Genomic DNA, 18568 nt, shown 5'->3' on the forward strand with positions numbered 1-18568 from the left:
AACAAACAAACCCAACACCTTTTTCAAGATATCGGGTTCATCCACTCAAACTTAACTCAAAAAATCTAAACTTTCTTATTTCTCGATTGGAGTAAATTTTATAGCTGTTCCTCCACCTGCTGCCAATTTGATATTTAAAACGGTTTGGTTATTTACCTTTTGTTTTGAAATTGTAACCGGATAAGGATTTGTTTTATAATTTGCTCCTGCTCCATCGGCATAAATTTCGGCTTCGTATTTTTTTCCTTTGTCTAAGAAAGATAAGGTTACTTTAAGATCTCTGGCATCTTTGTTTGTAATAGAACCTAAATACCAGTTTTTCTCGTCCCAGTCTTTACGAACAATTGTGGTGTATTCTCCAATTTTAGAATCTAAAACTTTAGTATCAGACCACGTACACGGAACATCTTTTATAAACTGAAATTCTGGTTTGTCAACATAATTCTCCGGTAAATCTGAAGCCATTTGCAGTGGACTGAAAATAATCACATACAATGCCAATTGATTGGCTAAAGTTGTTTGTACTCTCGCTCCAGAAGGAGTTTTATAATCAAAATTGAAATTCCCCGGTGTGTAATCAAACGGACCTGAAAGCATTCTTGTAAACGGTAAAGTTGTTAAATGCTGAGGCGTATTTCCGCCGTCTACAGACCACGCATTATATTCCTGACCTCTTCCGCCTTCTTGTGACATAAAGTTCGGATACGTACGCTGAATTCCGGTTCCTTTTATCGGTTCGTGATTGTCGATCATGATATGATATTTGGCTGCCGTTTCGATTACTTTTCTGTAATGACGAGATGCGTACTGGCTGTCGTGCCATTCCTTCTTATCCAAATATTTGTTTACATAACCTGTTTTAACGGAGTTTACACCCATTTTTTGATACAATTTAAAAGCATCTTCAAGCTGGCCTTCATAATGTTTAGAAGCACCAGCAGTTTCATGATGTCCTATTAATCGAACATTTTTTATGGCAGCATATTTTGTAATTTCTTCCAGATTAAAATCAGGATATGCTTTTACAAAACTAAATGCCTTACCATCGGCAGTCCAGTCGCCGTCCCAGCCCTCGTTCCAGCCTTCTACCAGAACGCCGTCAAAATTGTTTTTCGCAGCAAAATCAATGTATTCTTTTGTATTTTTTGTTGTAGCACCGTGTTTTGGACCTTGTCCCCAAGTGAATTTTTCTAAGTGCATTCCCCACCAAATACCGATGTATTTTGAAGGTGTAATCCACGAAAGATCTTCAATTTTTGAAGGTTCGTTCAAATTCAGCATAATAGTCGAAGTCGCAACATCACCCGGAGTTTTACCTACAACAATCGTTCTCCAAGGTGTTTTAAAAGGTGTTTCAGCATACACTTTTACACCATCTGCCCAAGGCACTAAATCACTTTTGTATTGTTTATCACTTGTTTTTAAAAGTGTCATCGAAGCAAAATCAGTTAAGTTGGCTTCGTGAATCGCAACGTATAAATTCTCTTTTGTTTCAAAAGTTGCCGGAGTATTTATTGTATCAGTTTTACTGATTGGCGTTTTACGGTATTCACTTTCGTAATAACTGTTTTCGCGGTGTACCGGAATCCACCAAACATCATTATTTGATTTAAAGGTAAATTGCGTGATTTCGTTTGAAATTTTCACTTTTCCTAAATTAGGCTGTTTTGGAAATACATATCTAAATCCTACGCCGTCATCAAAAACCCTGAAAATAATATCAACTAAACGTTCTTCTCCTTTTGATTCTTTTAAGTGAACAATCAATTCGTTATGGTGATCGCGAACTTTTTTGAATTCTCCCCAAGGCTGTTCCCAAGTTGCATTGGCAGATTTTTCTTCAGTCGAAACCACTTCAAAACCTTCTGTCATTTTTTGAATTCCCTGAAATTCAAATCCCATTAACGAAGGTTCTATAACCGATTTCCCGTTTGAAGTAAAACTGTATTGAGGCTGACCTGAAACAGTTAATTCAAAAACTAATTCGGTTACTTTTCCCGGAGAATTAATTTTGTATGTTTTTTTAGTACCAGCACTGCAGGCGTAAATTAATATTGACGCTAAAGCAATTATACAGTATCTATATCTTATGTTTTTCATTATTTAATTGTATTAATTACAACTCTTATTTTATTTCGTTTATTAACTGTTTTGCTTTTGCGGGCTGCATGGAAACAAAATAATTAAAAGCCTGATCCAGTTTATTCTGAGCGTCGGCATTGCCTTTCTTTTCTACTCGAAGGTTATACATTTTGCTTATATCCGGAAATACAGATTCGGTGTTTTTAACTCCGGCAAATGCTTTTACTTTTTCGATGTACGAGTAACCAAATTCAACTGTTGGTTCAAACATAGTTCCTTCTCCAAAGTCATTCCACGTAATTAACTGCAAATAATTTAAATTGGCATTTTTAGCCATAGAAAGTGTTTCGTCTAGCGTTGCTCCATTGTTGTGGTCAATTGTCCATCCAATTGCTGCTCCGCCTCCGCCTTCGGCATAAAAATCTTTAAAACCTGGATAAGCACTTCCAATTGCTACAGAAAGTTTAGGTTTTGTATTGGTATAAAAATTTGTTAGATAGGTACTGTTTTTATAAACCCATGCATATTCTCCAGATGCATTTGCTCCGGCTTCTACAGATTGATCCCAAAGGGTTAAAAAAGTTGGTTTTGTCGTAATGCTATTGAAAACGTTTGTCCATTCGGAAGGAGTTTGCAATACAATTGGTCCAAAATTTAATAATAATGGTTTTCCGTTTACTTTGATATAGTTTGCATCATCAAAATAATTTTTCTCCATATAGGCTAAATCTGTTTTTGCTGCACTGGTCACAGAAATTGCTTTTCCGGCATTGACAACATTTGTCGTAACTCTGTCTTCATAAACAATGGCATATTCCAGACCAACTTTATCCAGCATGGCAATAAGCTGTTCAGTGTTTTCTTTTACCATTCTGTAATCGTTGACATCGTAAGTTCCGTACCAGTCGATCAAAACACCATCAATTCCTGAGTATTTCATCAATAATAAATGATTTTCAATCACATTTTTATCTCCCGAATGATATGGACCAATAAGAGGATAATAGTAAGAGGCAATTTCCCTGCGGTTGTTTGCGCCTATAGTATTCGGATTTTTGTTTGCCATTGTCCAGTGGTATCCCCATTTTTTATCGGCACTGCTTTCATTGGTTTCAAACCAGGGCATATAGTGTACATAAATTTTGGTGCTGTTTGTTTTTTCAACTGCAACGGGTTTAAGCACTTCTGGTTTTACTGGTTCTTCGGGACTTTTGTCATCGCTGCTGCATCCGGAAACGACTACAATGTTCATTATCCCAAAAAACAATAATGTGATATATCTTTTCATATTGATTTAATTTTTATTTTTTGCCACTCCCGATAGCTATCGGGATAAAAGATTAGAATGATTTTTTATTGTCTTTATTTGCTCACTATCTGTGATTAAATTATTTCACGCAGATTTTAATAGATTTAAGCAGATTGTGCAGATTTATTATACATTAAAATTAGATCTGCTTTAATCTGCAAAATCTGCGTGAAACATTTTTTTAATCTTTTTAATCCTTTATCCCGATAGCTATCGGAAGTGGCAAAAATTATTTTTATAAACATGTCAGCCTTCCACGACTAACCAACATGGAAGACTGACATTTTAGAACCTAATTCAAAGGATACCCAGGATTTTGTTTCAGGTTTTTATTTGTTGTTAAAACGGTACTTGGAATAGGGAAGATTGCTTTGTAAGCTTCTGTTGTTCCTTTTTCCCACCATGGCAGGAAGAAAGTTCCAAAACGAATGTTATCAGTTCTTCTTCTTCCTTCAAAAGTAAATTCCTTAAGCAATTCTTTATCTATAAAATTAAGATCGATTGTTGCCGGCATTTCTTCTCCTGCACGTGCTGTAACTTGTTGTACAAATGGTTTTGCTAAATCTGCAGATCCTAAACGAACGTAACATTCTGCCTGCATCATTAAAATTTCAGAATAACGAATTACTACTAAATCGTGGTCACGTTCCCAGGTTTCTCCGGCTTTCATTTCGTATTTTCCTAAACGAACACCTTCATTTTCTTTAGCATCAGCAACACTTGTAACTGTTTCTGTATAGGTTAATGGTTCTCCATTATCCATTGTTATTACAGTTCCAGTAGCTAAGTTGATCTGATCTCCGGCAACCATACATTTTTTTCTTTTGTCTGTATCGGCAAATTCAGAATAAACTCCCGGCTGCGCGCACATTCCGTTTGCACTCCAAGGATAATCCCCTACTGGAGAAATTGTCAATTTATGAAGGTAATGACAAGACATTGAACTCATGTAATTTCCAACTGTTCCTGCTTTTGAATCGTAAGGAATTGCGAAAATAATTTCAGGAGATTTCTCATTTTGAGTTGCAAAGTTGGCAAAGAAATCAGGAGCTAATGTGTAACCTGAAATTTTTTGGCACATGTCGATACAATCCTGCCAGCGCTCTGTTCCTATAAAAGCTTTTGAGTTCAAATATAATCTTGCTAAAAGAGCATACGCCACATTTTTTGTCATTTTAGAATACACTACATTTCCAGTTAAATGCGGAATTGCGTCTGTTAATTCTTTTTCAACAAAATCATAAACTTGTTTTCTTGTAGAATTTGTTGGAAGTGCTGTATCTGCAAAATCTACAACAATTGGCACATTTCCGAATAAGTCTAAAAGATTGTAATAGTAATACGCTCTTAACGCTTTTAATTCTGCATAAATTGGTGCTTTTGCATTAGCTGTCAATGACGATTTATCGATTTGATAAATGATGGAGTTTATTTTTGCAATTCCCGTATAGTTGTAACGCCAAGCCGAAAGAATCATACGGTTGTCTGCTTTCCAGGTGTGTCTTTGCGCATCCTGATATTGTCCGCCATCGTACCAGTTTGTTCCTCTGGTAGGAATTGTAGCTTCATCAGAAACCGTTTCGTTCAAAAAGAATACGTATTCGCAGGTTGGGTAATTGTTTGAAATTCCATCTGCAAAACCTCTTAACGAAGAATACGCCCCGCCCACTAATGCATCAATTTCTTTTGGAGTATTTCCAAAATTTCCATCTTCTACTCTATCATATAATTGTTCATCCAGATCGGTACATGATGATATCGTAAAAAGCATGCTTACTAATATTGCTGCTGTTATTTTGATTTTCATTTTTTATATTTTTGAGTTAATCGCTTAGTTATTCAGCGTGAAATTTAATCCTACAGAAATAGTTGTCGGACGTGGATAATTGTTATACTTATCAATACCAGGCGCTGCTAATCCTGTTTGGTCAACACCATCCTGCGCATTTAAACCAATCTCTGGATCTACTCCTTTGTAACCTGTAATTACAAACAGATTTTCTCCCATAATGTACATTCTCAATTTTGAATTTTTGAAGCCTAATGGCATTGTATATCCAACAGAAAGTGTTTGTAATCTAAAGAAAGACGCATCTTCGATCCAGTAATCTGAATATTTAGGAGAAGAAGTAATTCCGCTTCCTAAAAAATCATCCGGCACATTGTAAGATGGTAATCTTGTTGGATCGTTCAGCATCATGTTTGTAGCGTTTAATGCTTTTTGTCCAAACATTCCGTAACCTGTAATACCAAGATCAAAATTTCCGTAAGTAAAATTCATTCCAATACCCATAGTCAAATCCGGCTGAATATTACCTAAATCTGTTTTATCAGCATCAACTAAAGCACTTTCTGCCACAACATTTCCTGCTGCATTGTAGTACTGAATTTTTCCGTTTTCGTCAAGACCAGCATTTCTGAATCCCCAGAAAGTTCCCACTGGATATCCTTCTGCAATAACTTGAGAATATTGACCAGACATACCAGCTAAACCGTGTAATGAACCACTGTAAATAACATCTGTTTTATAGGTTGGATTTGATAATTTTTCGATTTTTTGGATGTTGTGTCCAAGTGTTAAATTAGCATTCCACGTAAATTTATCCCCTCTTACGATATCAGCATTCAAAGTAAGTTCAACTCCTTTGTTAGACATTTCACCCACGTTTGCCAGCATTGTTCCTACTAAATATGGAGGCTGAGGAACTTCATAAGTATACAATAAATCGTCTGTGTTTTTTTGGTACCACTCAAATGAACCTGTGATTCTGTCAAAAAGACCAAAATCGATACCTACGTTGATTTGTCTTGTAGATTCCCATTTCAAATCAGGATTTGGGTTTTGTTTTGGAGAATAAGCTAAACTCCAGGTTCCTGTAACCGGATCGTAGTAACTATCGTTTCCAACTCCTAAAATTGAAAGTGATTTGTATTCACCAATTCCGTCCTGATTACCTGTAACTCCATAACCAACTCTTAATTTTAAAGATCCTAACCAGTCTTTTGTACCGCTCATGAAATCTTCGTTAGAAATTTTCCACGCTGCAGATGCAGATGGGAAAGTTCCCCATTTATTGTTTTCTCCAAAACGGCTTGAACCATCACGTCTTACTGTTGCAGTAAGCAGATATTTTCCGTCATAGTTGTAATTTGCACGAGCGTAAAAAGAAACAAGGTTTGATTTTCCTTTATAAGAATAAACATCTCCTAAACGATAGTTGTAACCTGCACCTAAGTTATTGTAGCCAAAAGCATCACTCACAAATCCGCTTCTTTGTGCTCCAAAACCTTGGTAAATATTTTCTAAATAAGAATAACCTGCCAACGCACTAACGCTGTGTTTACCAAATACTTTAGAATAATTTACATAAAGTTCACCTTGTGCATTTGTATATTCTGCGTATGTTCTTTGCGCATATCCAGCCTCAGTTCTACCTTCCATAATAGCGTAAGTTGGTTTGTAAGTTCCACCCGCTACTGCATTATGTTCTAATGAAATATTAGCAACTGCCTGAAAATCGTTTAAGAATTTAACTTCTGTTTTAAAATATCCTAAAAGTCTGTGTCTTTCGTTATCAACCGTTCTGTTTGTTAAAATCTCAACCGGGTTTTCGTAGATATTTCCTCCTACTGATGTAAAGTTTCCATTTGCATCATAAACCGGAATTGTTGGGTTTAAGTTGTAAGCACGCTCAAAAATTCTGTAATCAATAGGATGCCATTTGTCGATATTAGCAAATAAACCCATATCAAATTTTACATCTTTATTGTCTCCAAGATATTGGTAAGCACTAACGTTTCCGCTGATTCTTTCTAAACCAGATTTTTTAATAACGCCTTCGTTGTTTAAGTAAGCGATAGAAGCTCTAAAACCGCTGTCAACTTTTCCAGAATTAATACTTAAAGTATGTGACTGAGAAATAGCTGTTTGTTCGATTGCTTTTTGCCAGTTTGTATTTCCGCCGTAATCAACAGCATCCATATTTCCGGTTTGACGAACATAACCTCTCCATTGGTTTGCAGATAAAAGGTCTAAATTATCAGCAACATAACCTACACTTGATAAACCGCTGTATACAACAGAAACTCCTTTTGTTCCAGATTTTGTTGTAATAATGATAACCCCATTTGCTCCTCTTGAACCATAAATGGCTGTCGCCGAAGCATCTTTAAGAACGTCGATAGATTTAATATCTGCCGGCTGAACCACATTGATATCAACACCGGCAATTCCGTCAACTACAATAAGCGGACTGTTGCTTGCTGTTAATGAAGTTCCTCCACGTAAACGAAGCGTTGCACCTGCAGCTGGATCTCCCGAAGGACGAATGATATTTAATCCGGCAACTTTTCCTTGCAAAACCTGTTCTGTTGAAGAAATTGTTCCTTTTACTAAATTATCTGCCGTAACGGTTGAAATAGCTCCGGTTAAATCAGATTTCTTTTGTGTTCCGTATCCAACAGAAACAACCTGAACTTCTGCCAATTGATAACCGTCGTTTTGTAAACGAACTTCTAACTTTGAAGAAGATGCTGTTATCTCTACTTTTTGAGTAGTTGAACCGATGAATGAAACTTCGATTGAACCTCCTACGGCTACCTCTAAACTAAATTTTCCGTCAAAATCTGTTGTTGTTGCATTTCTCGTTCCAGTTTCGATAATCGAAGCTCCCGGCAACACAGTGCCTGTATTGTCATAAACGGTACCCGTTACCAGCTTTTTTCCCTGAGCAAACATTCCTGCCGAAAGAAAAAGCATGAAAATCATGAATACCAGCGATTTAGTAGTCCACATTTGATGCAGGACTATTCTTTTATTTTTACTATTCATATGTAGTTATTTATTGATTTTCTATCAGTCATATGTAATTCGCATATCCATTATTTGTTCAACGACTAATTTTAGGATTATGCTTATTTCATTAGAATGATGTTTTAATTTGATAGTGAATTATTTGTCTAAGGTTTTAAGCGGAATCGTCGTATCTGAAATCGTTTTGTCTTTGTTGTCTTTAACTAAAACATGAATTTCACTTAAAACAGGAGAATCCTTAAGTTCTGAAACCAAATTGACAAATCCTTTTATCTCTGCAGTTCCTCCGCTAAACTCACCAGAAATTGTTTTTGCACCAGCCGTAATTGTGTAAAGCAATTTGTTTACTCCCGGCTCGTTGTTTTTTCTGTAGATACCTAAGAAATCTTTCTGGCTGATTTGTAAAGGAAAAAATCCAAATATTGGTGCCGGCGGCGGTTCATAAGCTCCTGCATATAAAACCTGATCCGGAATTGTTCCTGCCCAGTCGTCTTTTACCATAAGGAAAACTAAATTTTCCATCACGTAACCGTCAGGTGCATTGTAGTATGTTTTTGGAACAAGATCCATTTTGTAGAATCCGTTTCCTAAATCTTTTAGTTTGGTTTTTGCAGCAATGTCCGGTAACCATGATTGGTATTCTTGTTTAATATCCCAGTTGTTCAATCCACTATGGATATGAACGCTTGTTGCGCCAGCAAATCCCGGAGCTAAATTGGCATTAAATAAAATACTTACACCTTTATCAATTGTTGGTTTTGTTGGATAAGCTCTGATTAGCTCATTCGCAGTATAAAAAGAAGAGAAATCAGTATATGGCATATTGGCCACGTCGCTTTGTTTAGATCCCGTTTTGTCTTTTAAACGAAACCAGAATCCTGCGCTTGCTGCAATTTCAGCCGGAGTTTTAGAAAAATATACTGTTGGAGTTAAAGTAAAACTCCACACTTTATTTCCTTCATAGTGCAGTTTTGCAAAATCAGAAGAGTTCTCCCAATTTCCCGCATCTGGTTCAGATGGTGACCAAATCCAGATGTATAAATCCTGATTTTCTGCAAACGTAGTTCCAGAAAGATCAAAGTACCAAGTAACTTGCTCGTCATATTTGTAAACAACCGGAAATGATGACATAGGTCCCACAGCTCCCGCGTTTTCTTGTGCCTTTGTAAATGTTGGAGCCATCAAAAGGGCAAGTAAAATTGTATATAGAAATTTTTTCATATTACTTTTAATTAATAGCATTTAATTTAAATACATAAGTCACAAACGGAGTTCCTCCTGAAGAATGCACTAACTGAAATTCCATTTCGTCATTGTTTCCCGGAACAGATGTTACTCTAAGTTCGTCTGTTTTTTGAGTTTTTGCAGCGTCGCTGTACAAGTAGATTCTTACTGCGCTTGCATTGGTCTGTTGAAAATCTGAGCTTAATTCCCAATAGCCTTTTGGAGCAAATAAAGGAGGAACATTGCCCGTCACTTCATAACTTGTAGGTTTGTTTTTTTCGTCTACGCTAAAATTGATTTTAAAATCTTCGTAGTTAAAAAAAGTACTCAAGTTTTCCTCGCTTGGTTCGATCTTATTTGCCTTAGCAAATTCGTCAACCATTTTTAGATTTGTTAATCCCCAATTTCCATTTACTTTTTCATAAATCGTAATTGGATCAACGTAGCTTCCGTCTTCTGTATTGTCGCAGCTAATGGCAAAAAAACAAATAAACAGAGCTAACCAGTAATAACTTTTACTTCTCATAAATTTTGGTTTTTGTTAGTTTTTCATCCCTTAAAAAGGACAGTACGAAGCTAGATGTTAAATAAATCTAAAAAAAAATATCTGTAAAAAATCAAGATATAATTTAAATGTTTTTACAAATAACTAATTGATTACCAGTTATTTAATATTTTACTAAAAACACAAAAATCAAGGTCTTGTTTAGATGTAAAGTACCTGCAGAATAATGGTAAATATGACAATATGAAAATTTTATGCGAATATTTTTTCACTATACATATATATAACCGCTTTTTATTGTATAATTGCAAATTATTAGAGTACTTTTAACATTTTAATACCCTTTAGAGACTCACACTAAGCTATTTCGAAAAAAATCTTAAAACGATACTCTCCAATTTCCAGAACTGTTAATCATCAGTTTTTAATTAATTTTGCTTTTAAACGAATTAACTCAACCATAAATTACCTTACCTTAAAACCACAACCAAACCATGCAAAAAATATTTGTACTGTATTTTTTCATTGCGGGTTTTTCTCTTACTGCGAAAGAGACAAATCCAATTCTTGAAGAATTAGACAATGTACTGCTAAAAAAAGAAGTTTACTTAAAACAGAAATATCGCAAAATTGAAACTTTAAAAAAAAATGTTTCAAAATTTACTGTCAGTCAAAATAATGAACAATTGTACCATACCTATATGTCATTGTTTGAAGAATACAAATCATTCAAATATGACTCGGCTTATTATTATTTAGAAGAAGCTAAAATCAAAGCCATCGTTTTAAAAGATCCTAAATATTTGGCTAAAAGCCGAATTAAGGAAGGTTTTGTACTGCTATCATCAGGATTATTTAAAGAAGCTATCGATACGCTGAATGTTATTGACGATCAAAAACTGGATCAGAAAAACAAATTTGAATATTATAATATTAAAGCCCGCGCATACTACGATTTAGCCGATTATAACCGCGATCAGCGTTTTAATATTCATTATGTACAGCAAGGGAATCATTTCCTTAAAAAGGCGCTGGAACTGATTGGAACCAATTCAAATGAATATTGGGCCGCCGAAAGTTTGAAACGTTTAAAGCAGCAAGACTGGCGCGGTGCTGAATTTGCTTTCAGCTACTGGATTAACAATTACGATTTACCGCCGGATTATTACGGAATTGCGACTTCGAGCCTCGGTTATATTTATTCGGAACGAGGTTATACCAAAAAAGCGATTTATTATCTCGCACTCGCCGCTATTGCCGATGTCAAGAACGCAACCAAGGAAACTGTCGCGCTCAGAAATCTGGCCAACGAACTCTTTAAAATGGGTTATCTGGACAAAGCAAATGAGTATATTAATATTGCCATGGATGACGCTACTTTTTACAACGCCAGACATCGTAAAATTGAAATCTCGTCGATATTACCTATTATCGAAAAAGCGCAGTTAAATAACGTAAAAGATAAAAATGATAAACTGGAAAAGATCATTATTTTATTGACGATCCTGACGCTGATTATCATTTTGTTTTCGATTATTATTTTTAAACAATTAAAAGAGAAAAATAAAGCGAGAAAGATAATGGCTTCGTCATACGCGCAGCTTCAGGAAATGAACATAAGTTTGAGCGAGGCAAATGCTATTAAAGAGGAATATATTACGTATTTTATTAAGGCAACTTCAGCTTTCATTAATAAAATTGATCATATTCAAAAAAGTACACTTCATAAAATCATCACCAAGAAAACAGATGAAGTTATTGCGAGTTTAAAACGTTATAATGTAAAGGAAGAACGAGAAAATTTGTTCCATCAGTTTGATGAAATTTTCCTGAAATTATTCCCAACTTTCGTGACTGATTTTAATCATTTGTTTCCGAATGATCATAAATGTATTGTGAAGAAAGGCGAACTTTTAAACACGGAGCTCCGCATTTTTGCTTTATACCGATTAGGAATTCAGGACAGTAGTCAAATGGCTGAATTTCTGGAACTTTCTGTAGCTACAATTTATACGTATAAAACGAGAATTAAAAGTAAATCAGATTTTAAAGATACTTTTGAAGAAAAAATAATGGCAATTAAAACGATTTAATTTTACGGCAATCCTGCAAGGTTTTCAAAACCTTGTAGGTTTCTATTTTAGCTTTACTTTGAAAAATTATACCTACAAGGTTTTGAAAACCTTGCAGGAAAGAAATCGCGACGAATTATTATAAATATAAATTCATGGCGATTATTCATTCTTTTTACTCTGCAGATTCTAACTGCAAAATCATATTTTGATAATATTTACTCAACGAGAACAATTGCTCAGCAAAGATCATAATGGCCAGCGGAATAAAGAAAAACATGGTTAGATCTCTTTCGTATAAGAAATAAGTTGTAAGCATAAAAATACGAGTATATTCGAGATAATAAATCCATTTACGCTGTTCTAAAATAGCACCGCAGTTTATTAAAGTGATAATGATAATCGACAATACAAAAATCTTATCGTATGCCTCTAAATGATCAAAGTAATAGGTAAAAACGGTTAGCAATAAAGTAGAGATTCCTAATTGAATATAAAGGTAATTTCTAAAACGAAGTCTTTGATGCGGATTGCTTTTATCCTGCAAGAAACGTTTTTCTAAAGTAGGGCGAATATCCTGATCCATGTGTGCCGGACTGCCGAAAACGGCTTTCCATCTTGCTTTAAATCCTTTTGAACGTCTCCATAACTCATATATTTCAAAATAATAATGAAAATGCTGCCAAAGGAAACTATAGCTTTTTAGCGGATGCGTTAATCCGTATTTTGGTTTTTCTTCTTCTTCCTGGAAAGTTCCAAAAAGACGGTCCCAAAACGTAAACATATCGCCGTAATTTTTATCCAGGTATTTTTCGTCAGATGCGTGATGAACGCCGTGAACAGAAGGCGTTACAAAAATATATTCCAGCCATTTTATTTTTCCTACGAGCTGTGTGTGCGTAAAGAAAGAATACGCTCCATGAACAATAAGCATGGTAATTACCATTGTGGGATGAAACCCAACAAAAGGAAGGATACACCAAAATCCCGTCCTGACTATGGCCTGAAAAGTGGTAATTCTGGCTGCGGCCGTAAAATTGAATTCTTCACTATGATGATGTACAATGTGTGCTGCCCAGAAAAAATTGACTTCATGACCTAATCTGTGATACCAATACCACACAAAATCTGTGGCCAGAATTAAGGCAATCCAGACAAGAAAATTACTCGGAACATCAAAAATCCGATAATCATCATAAATCAAATAGTACAATTGGTAAAAGCTTGCGGCAACAAACAAATTAATCAATCGCTCTGCAATTCCAATACTAATATTAGAAACAGAGCTTTCATAATTAAAAATTTCAGGTCTCTTTTTTCGTTGCGCCAGCTTGTATTCAAGGAATAAAAACAGAAAGAAAGCGGGCATTGCAAAGGCAAGAAAATTAATGTTTTTCATTTTTAATAATTACTTTTTATCGATTTTAAGAAACTAAACTACAATTAATTAAACTAAAAAAGATATTTTCATCAACGAATATCAGATACAAATATATTGATATTAACCGATGAAAATAGTCTTTAATTTCTCTAAGAAAAAAATCTAGTTTTGTTTGTATTTATCAGCTTCCAGAGCTACTTCTTTAACAGATTGCGTGTCTGCCACTTTTTTCAAAGCGATAATGTAAGCTGCAATTCGCGGCGTTACACTATATTTGGCAGCAACCCTAAATACAGTTTCAAAACCTTTTTCTAATATATCTTCTAAACGTTTATTAATTTGATGAATTCTCCAGGATTCTAACAATGAATTTTGAAGCCATTCAAAATAAGAAACGGTTACACCTCCGGCATTTGCTAAAATATCCGGAACTACTAAAACATTATTCTCGTGCAAAATTTTATCAGCATCAGAAGAAACGGGTCCATTTGCAGCTTCAATAATTATTTTAGCACGAATATCTTTGGCATTCTTTTGTGTAATAACATCTTCTTTTGCAGCCGGAATCAAAACATCAACATCTAAAAGCAATAAATCTTCGTGTTTGATCGCAACTGAATTTGGATAACCTTTAATGGTTTTATTATTAAGATTATAATACAAAATCAACTCTGGAATATTGATTCCTTCAGGATTAAAAAATGCTTCAGAAACATCACTTACAGCAACTATCTTAACGCCTTTTTCATATAAAAACAAAGCCGAATGCAAACCAACATTTCCAAATCCCTGAATCGCAGCAGTAGATCTTGCCGGTCTGATTTTTAGTTTTTCAAGCGCAAGCAAAGTAATAATACTCACTCCTCTTCCGGTTGCTTCTACTCTTCCTAATGAACCTCCTGAATGTAAATGTTTTCCCGTTACAACGGCATGAATTGTTTTTCCGTGAACTAATGAAAATTCATCCATTAACCATCCCATTTCGTCCGGGCCTGTTCCCATATCCGGTGCCGGAACATCTTTTTCCGGGCCAAAAATATCGGCTAAAGCTTTTGTATACGCTCTTGTTATTCTTTCTAATTCTGTTTTAGAAAGTGTTCTTGGATCGCAGATAATACCGCCTTTTGCTCCTCCAAACGGAATTCCTGTTACGGCAGATTTCCAGGTCATCCAGGCTGCCAATGCCTTTACTTCATCAAGATTAACGGCATTGTCATAACGAATTCCGCCTTTTGACGGGCCTAAAGCTGTATTGTGAATGACGCGGTATCCTTCAAAATTTTGTTCGGTTCCATTATCTAATGTTATAGAAAAATTGACCACAATTTGTTTTTCCGGACGCTGCAGTTTCAATCTTATAGATTCATCTAATTTAAGAATATCAGCTGCTATATTAAACCTGTCAATCATAGATTGAAAGGGGTTCTGTTTTATAATTTCTGCACTCATAGTGTTTATTTTTAATTTTTTGGTTTATCGATTTGGGCTTAATAAAATGTTTCTTCTGAATAAAATCAGCAACAACACATGCAACACGGAATTTTCATCTGGCAGCAATGCATCATACTATTTATGTTTCTATTCGATCTCATTTTATTTTTATTTAATAGTTCCTAAAAAAAGCCTTTCATGGTGCATGAAAGGCTAAAAAAAAAATAACTAACAAGTACTTTCTCTATTAACGCCATTTCATCGCATAGGTCGACATGCAGCACATCGTCAAACTGCACATAAACGGGATGATATTTAGACTATAGTTTTTCATTGTCATTGCAAATCTATAAAATATATTCATAAACTCTATAGAATTAGTCGTGTTTATTTCAGAAAAATATAAATTTAACATTAAATCCCTTGTAAATTAATGATTTAAGAAATTAAAAAAAGTACTAAAATTGTGATTTTACGATGAAAACAATGGCAATTAAGGCTAAAACAAGTCCTAAAATATTGATTTTAGATAATTTTTCTTTGAAGAAAAGCATTCCAACAAGACTTCCTAAAACGATCACGCCCATGTTCATTCCGGCAAAAACAGTTGATGGATTTTCGGCGAAAGCCTTATGCGCTTTTAAATAAAACAATATATTTCCGAAGTTGAAGATTCCAACTAAACCTCCAAAAAGAATATTTTTATAATTCAGCTTTACTTTTTTTACAGCAACATCATAAACGACAACGAGTAAAGAAACAGCCAATGAAATATCAAAAACAATAAACAATGAAGTTGTGTAAGGCAAAGCGGTAAAAAGTGCAATTTGCTTAAAAAGGATATCGATAATCCCGAAACCTATAAATACTGCTGCCGGATAAATCCATTTGTTTTGATCGTTTCCTGATTGTTTTTTTAAGATGAATAACAGCGCTATAAATCCTATTATCAAGCCAATTACTTTATACGAATTGAATTCTTCTTTAAAAATAAGCCACGCTGCAATTATTGGGATAAAGAGCGATAAACGCTGAGCAGCATCTGTTTTTGCAATTCCCATATGTTTTATGGAAGTGAATAAAAACAGAAAAACAATAGGAAGTAAAATGCCGACCGCTGCGTAAATATTCCAAGGCGCATCTGAATGAACTACATTTAAGTCTGGGCTAAAAGTAAAATAGCAAAGCGATATTGCCATTATATAATTGAACGCTATAATCTGAATTGGATTTGCATTGTATTTACGGGTTATTTTGAAGATAACACCAACCGTTACACTGCATAAAATGCTTAAAACAAGAAACAACATAGGATTAAATTTTGAATACAAAAATAACGTTTATCTCCTTATAATGAATGTTCTTGAAAAAACATATTAGTCACTTTTTAACCAGCCTGTAATACTCATTCTGGTATTTTGTGTAACTAAAACTTCGTGAACCAATTCATTACTTTTAAAGAAAACGGTTTTACCCTGAATGGGCGAAATTTTCTGCTTGCTGTTGTTTTGATGAATCATTAATTCTCCGCCGTCACTTTCTTTCCAATTACTATTTAAATAACTGATCATCGAATATTTACGACTTGAATTGTTTTTGAATTGATCTAAATGTTTGAGATAAAAATCGCCTTTTTCATATAAAGAATAATGGAATTCATAACCCGTGATTCCGGCAAAACAACTCTCGTTTAAGTAAAGTACAAACGCATCAATTTTATCGAAAAACTCATTTTCAAAAACATTATTATGCTTTTTATCGAGCCAATAAATAGCGTCGTTTCTAATTTTCCCATCAAAAGAAAGTTTTTCAGAATTTCCAATTCCAGCCGCCAACAGTAAACTGGCAGTATTTAAATCAATTAAATTTTGCTTGAGATTATTCGATAATTCATCACTTATAAACCGTTCCGAAATTCCAATTTTATTCTCTATATAACTTGCTATCAAATCCTCAAAACTATCATCCATCGCTTTTTTAGGCAAACTGCAAATACAGCCAACGTAGCAAGGTAGACTATTTAAAACTGGTAATGCTGCTTTTTGGAAATAATAAAAATCAGACAATAGTTTATTTTCGCGCATAAATAAACCCGACAGGTTTTAAAAACCTGTCGGGTTTAAGAACTATACTGCTGAATTAACAATTAACAACTAATAATTTATAATTTACTAATATAACTTCCGTACATATCTTTAAACTGATGTCCTTGTGCAAAACGGTCTTTGCTTAGTTTTTTGTATTCTACCAAAGCCCACAGCACAAACTCTTTTACAAAATATTGATCTTTTTTATCTAATTGCGGCTGGTATTTTTTCAATAAAATATCCAAAGGAGTTACTTCATCTAAAATAGCCTGATATTCAGCATCAGTTGCGTCATCTAATAATTCGAAACCGCTTTCTGCAAAAAACCATTCAATTAAATCAGAATAAGGTGTTTTTTCTCCCGGCTTTTCTAATTTTTCGATTTTAGGAAATAGCGTTGGAAACAAAGTTCGAATAGCCATTCCTATTAAATGCTGCGCTACAAAAGCGGCTCCCTCCTGCTCTCCTTCATAAACCAATTCTACTTTTCCAGTTATCGCCGGAATAATTCCGATAAAATCAGATAAACGAAGATTTGTTTTATCAACTCCAGCTTTTAAAGCACGACGTTCTGCAGTACTAATTAAGTTTTCAAAAGCCGTAATACTCATCCTGGCACTTACACCGCTTTTATTATCGATGTATTCACTTTCGCGGGCTTCAAAACTAATTTGTTCTAAAATATCTCTCGCTAAATTTGGAACATAAACAACATCACTTTGGTTTTCGTCCAGTTTTGCTTCCTGTTGTGTAATTGTTCTTGCAATTTCAACCGTTTCAGGATAATGCGTTAAAATCTGTGAACCAATTCTGTCTTTAAGCGGCGTTACAATACTTCCTCTGTTTGTATAATCTTCTGGATTTGCAGTAAAAATAAACTGCATATCAAGCGGCATTCTCAATTTAAATCCGCGAATTTGAATATCGCCTTCCTGCAGAATGTTAAATAATGCAACCTGAATTCTGGCTTGTAAATCTGGTAATTCGTTAATAACAAAAATACTTCTGTTTGCTCTCGGAATCATTCCGAAATGAATTACACGATCATCCGCATAAGATAATTTTAAATTTGCAGCTTTTATTGGGTCAACATCTCCAATTAAATCGGCTACGGTTACATCTGGCGTTGCTAATTTCTCGAAGAAACGTTCATTTCTGTGTAACCATGAAATTGGAGTTTCATCTCCTTTTTCTTCAATTAAATCTTTTGCAAAACGTGAAATTGGATTCAATGGATCGTCATTGATTTCTGAACCTGTTACAAAAGGAATATATTCGTCTAATAATTCTACCATTTTGCGCGCTAAACGTGTTTTTGCCTGTCCGCGAAGTCCTAATAAATTGATATTGTGACGAGAAAGAATCGCACGTTCTAATTCCGGAATTACGGTATTTTCGAATCCGTGAACACCTTCAAAAACCGGTTTTCCTGATTTTATTTTTTCACGAAGGTTATTTCGCAATTCGTCCTTTATACTTATGCTTTTATATCCTGCAGCTTTTAACTGCCCTAATGTTTTTATATTGTTAATTTCCATTTTATGAAATATCTATTTTATTTATTGTTGTTTTAACGGCAAATATTGTGTTGGTGTGTTGTGCATAAATTTATTTCAAAAACCTTTGTTCCTCTGAACCTTTGCAACTTTGAACCTTATTCAAAC

The 18568-nt window shown here is 34.6% G+C and carries 12 protein-coding genes; 1 reads left to right on the top strand and 11 read right to left on the bottom strand.

Annotated elements, in window-relative coordinates:
• Positions 1–75: 75 nt before the first annotated feature.
• The 6 genes from BUE10_RS20125 to BUE10_RS20150 form a co-directional block, all read right to left on the bottom strand.
• The gene (locus tag BUE10_RS20125) at positions 76–2100 is read right to left on the bottom strand and encodes a glycoside hydrolase family 97 protein (RefSeq protein ID WP_073488339.1); all 2025 of its coding nucleotides are present in this window, start codon (positions 2098–2100) and stop codon (positions 76–78) included.
• 25 nt (positions 2101–2125) lie between these two features.
• Positions 2126–3370, bottom strand: a complete 1245-nt coding sequence (locus BUE10_RS20130) for a glycoside hydrolase family 99 protein (protein ID WP_073488342.1) — start codon at positions 3368–3370, stop codon at positions 2126–2128.
• Between the two features lie 313 nt (positions 3371–3683).
• The gene (locus BUE10_RS20135) at positions 3684–5198 is read right to left on the bottom strand and encodes a RagB/SusD family nutrient uptake outer membrane protein (RefSeq protein WP_073488345.1); all 1515 of its coding nucleotides are present in this window, start codon (positions 5196–5198) and stop codon (positions 3684–3686) included.
• 24 nt (positions 5199–5222) lie between these two features.
• Positions 5223–8222, bottom strand: coding sequence for a SusC/RagA family TonB-linked outer membrane protein (locus BUE10_RS20140; protein ID WP_083598206.1), 3000 nt, complete (start codon positions 8220–8222; stop codon positions 5223–5225).
• A gap of 120 nt (positions 8223–8342) precedes the next feature.
• Positions 8343–9425: an antibiotic biosynthesis monooxygenase family protein gene (locus BUE10_RS20145; protein WP_073488629.1), complete on the bottom strand. Its 1083-nt coding sequence runs from the start codon at positions 9423–9425 to the stop codon at positions 8343–8345.
• A 7-nt stretch (positions 9426–9432) separates the two neighbouring features.
• Positions 9433–9954, bottom strand: a complete 522-nt coding sequence (locus BUE10_RS20150; protein ID WP_073488350.1) for a DUF5004 domain-containing protein — start codon at positions 9952–9954, stop codon at positions 9433–9435.
• Between the two features lie 473 nt (positions 9955–10427).
• Here BUE10_RS20150 and BUE10_RS20155 point away from each other — a divergent pair, with 473 nt between their 5' ends.
• Positions 10428–12026 (top strand): DUF6377 domain-containing protein, encoded by a 1599-nt coding sequence (locus BUE10_RS20155; protein WP_053474425.1) that lies wholly within the window; start codon positions 10428–10430, stop codon positions 12024–12026.
• Between the two features lie 154 nt (positions 12027–12180).
• Here BUE10_RS20155 and BUE10_RS20160 read toward each other — a convergent pair whose 3' ends face one another.
• The 5 genes from BUE10_RS20160 to BUE10_RS20180 all read right to left on the bottom strand — a co-directional run bounded on the left by BUE10_RS20160 (position 12181) and on the right by BUE10_RS20180 (position 18442).
• Complete coding sequence (locus tag BUE10_RS20160) at positions 12181–13404, bottom strand: sterol desaturase family protein (RefSeq protein ID WP_073488352.1); 1224 nt, start codon at positions 13402–13404, stop codon at positions 12181–12183.
• A gap of 144 nt (positions 13405–13548) precedes the next feature.
• Positions 13549–14835, bottom strand: coding sequence for a Glu/Leu/Phe/Val family dehydrogenase (locus tag BUE10_RS20165; protein WP_177178057.1), 1287 nt, complete (start codon positions 14833–14835; stop codon positions 13549–13551).
• A gap of 440 nt (positions 14836–15275) precedes the next feature.
• On the bottom strand, positions 15276–16127 hold the full coding sequence (locus BUE10_RS20170) for a DMT family transporter (RefSeq protein ID WP_073488358.1): 852 nt from the start codon (positions 16125–16127) through the stop codon (positions 15276–15278).
• A 66-nt stretch (positions 16128–16193) separates the two neighbouring features.
• Entirely contained in the window at positions 16194–16901 is a 708-nt protein-coding gene (locus tag BUE10_RS20175) for a 2OG-Fe(II) oxygenase (RefSeq protein ID WP_234984776.1), read from the bottom strand.
• Between the two features lie 77 nt (positions 16902–16978).
• A complete protein-coding gene (locus tag BUE10_RS20180; protein ID WP_073488364.1) occupies positions 16979–18442 on the bottom strand; it encodes an AAA family ATPase in 1464 nt (487 codons plus the stop codon).
• Positions 18443–18568 lie beyond the last annotated feature (126 nt).

Source organism: Flavobacterium sp. CF108, from assembly GCF_900129795.1.
GTDB lineage: Bacteria > Bacteroidota > Bacteroidia > Flavobacteriales > Flavobacteriaceae > Flavobacterium.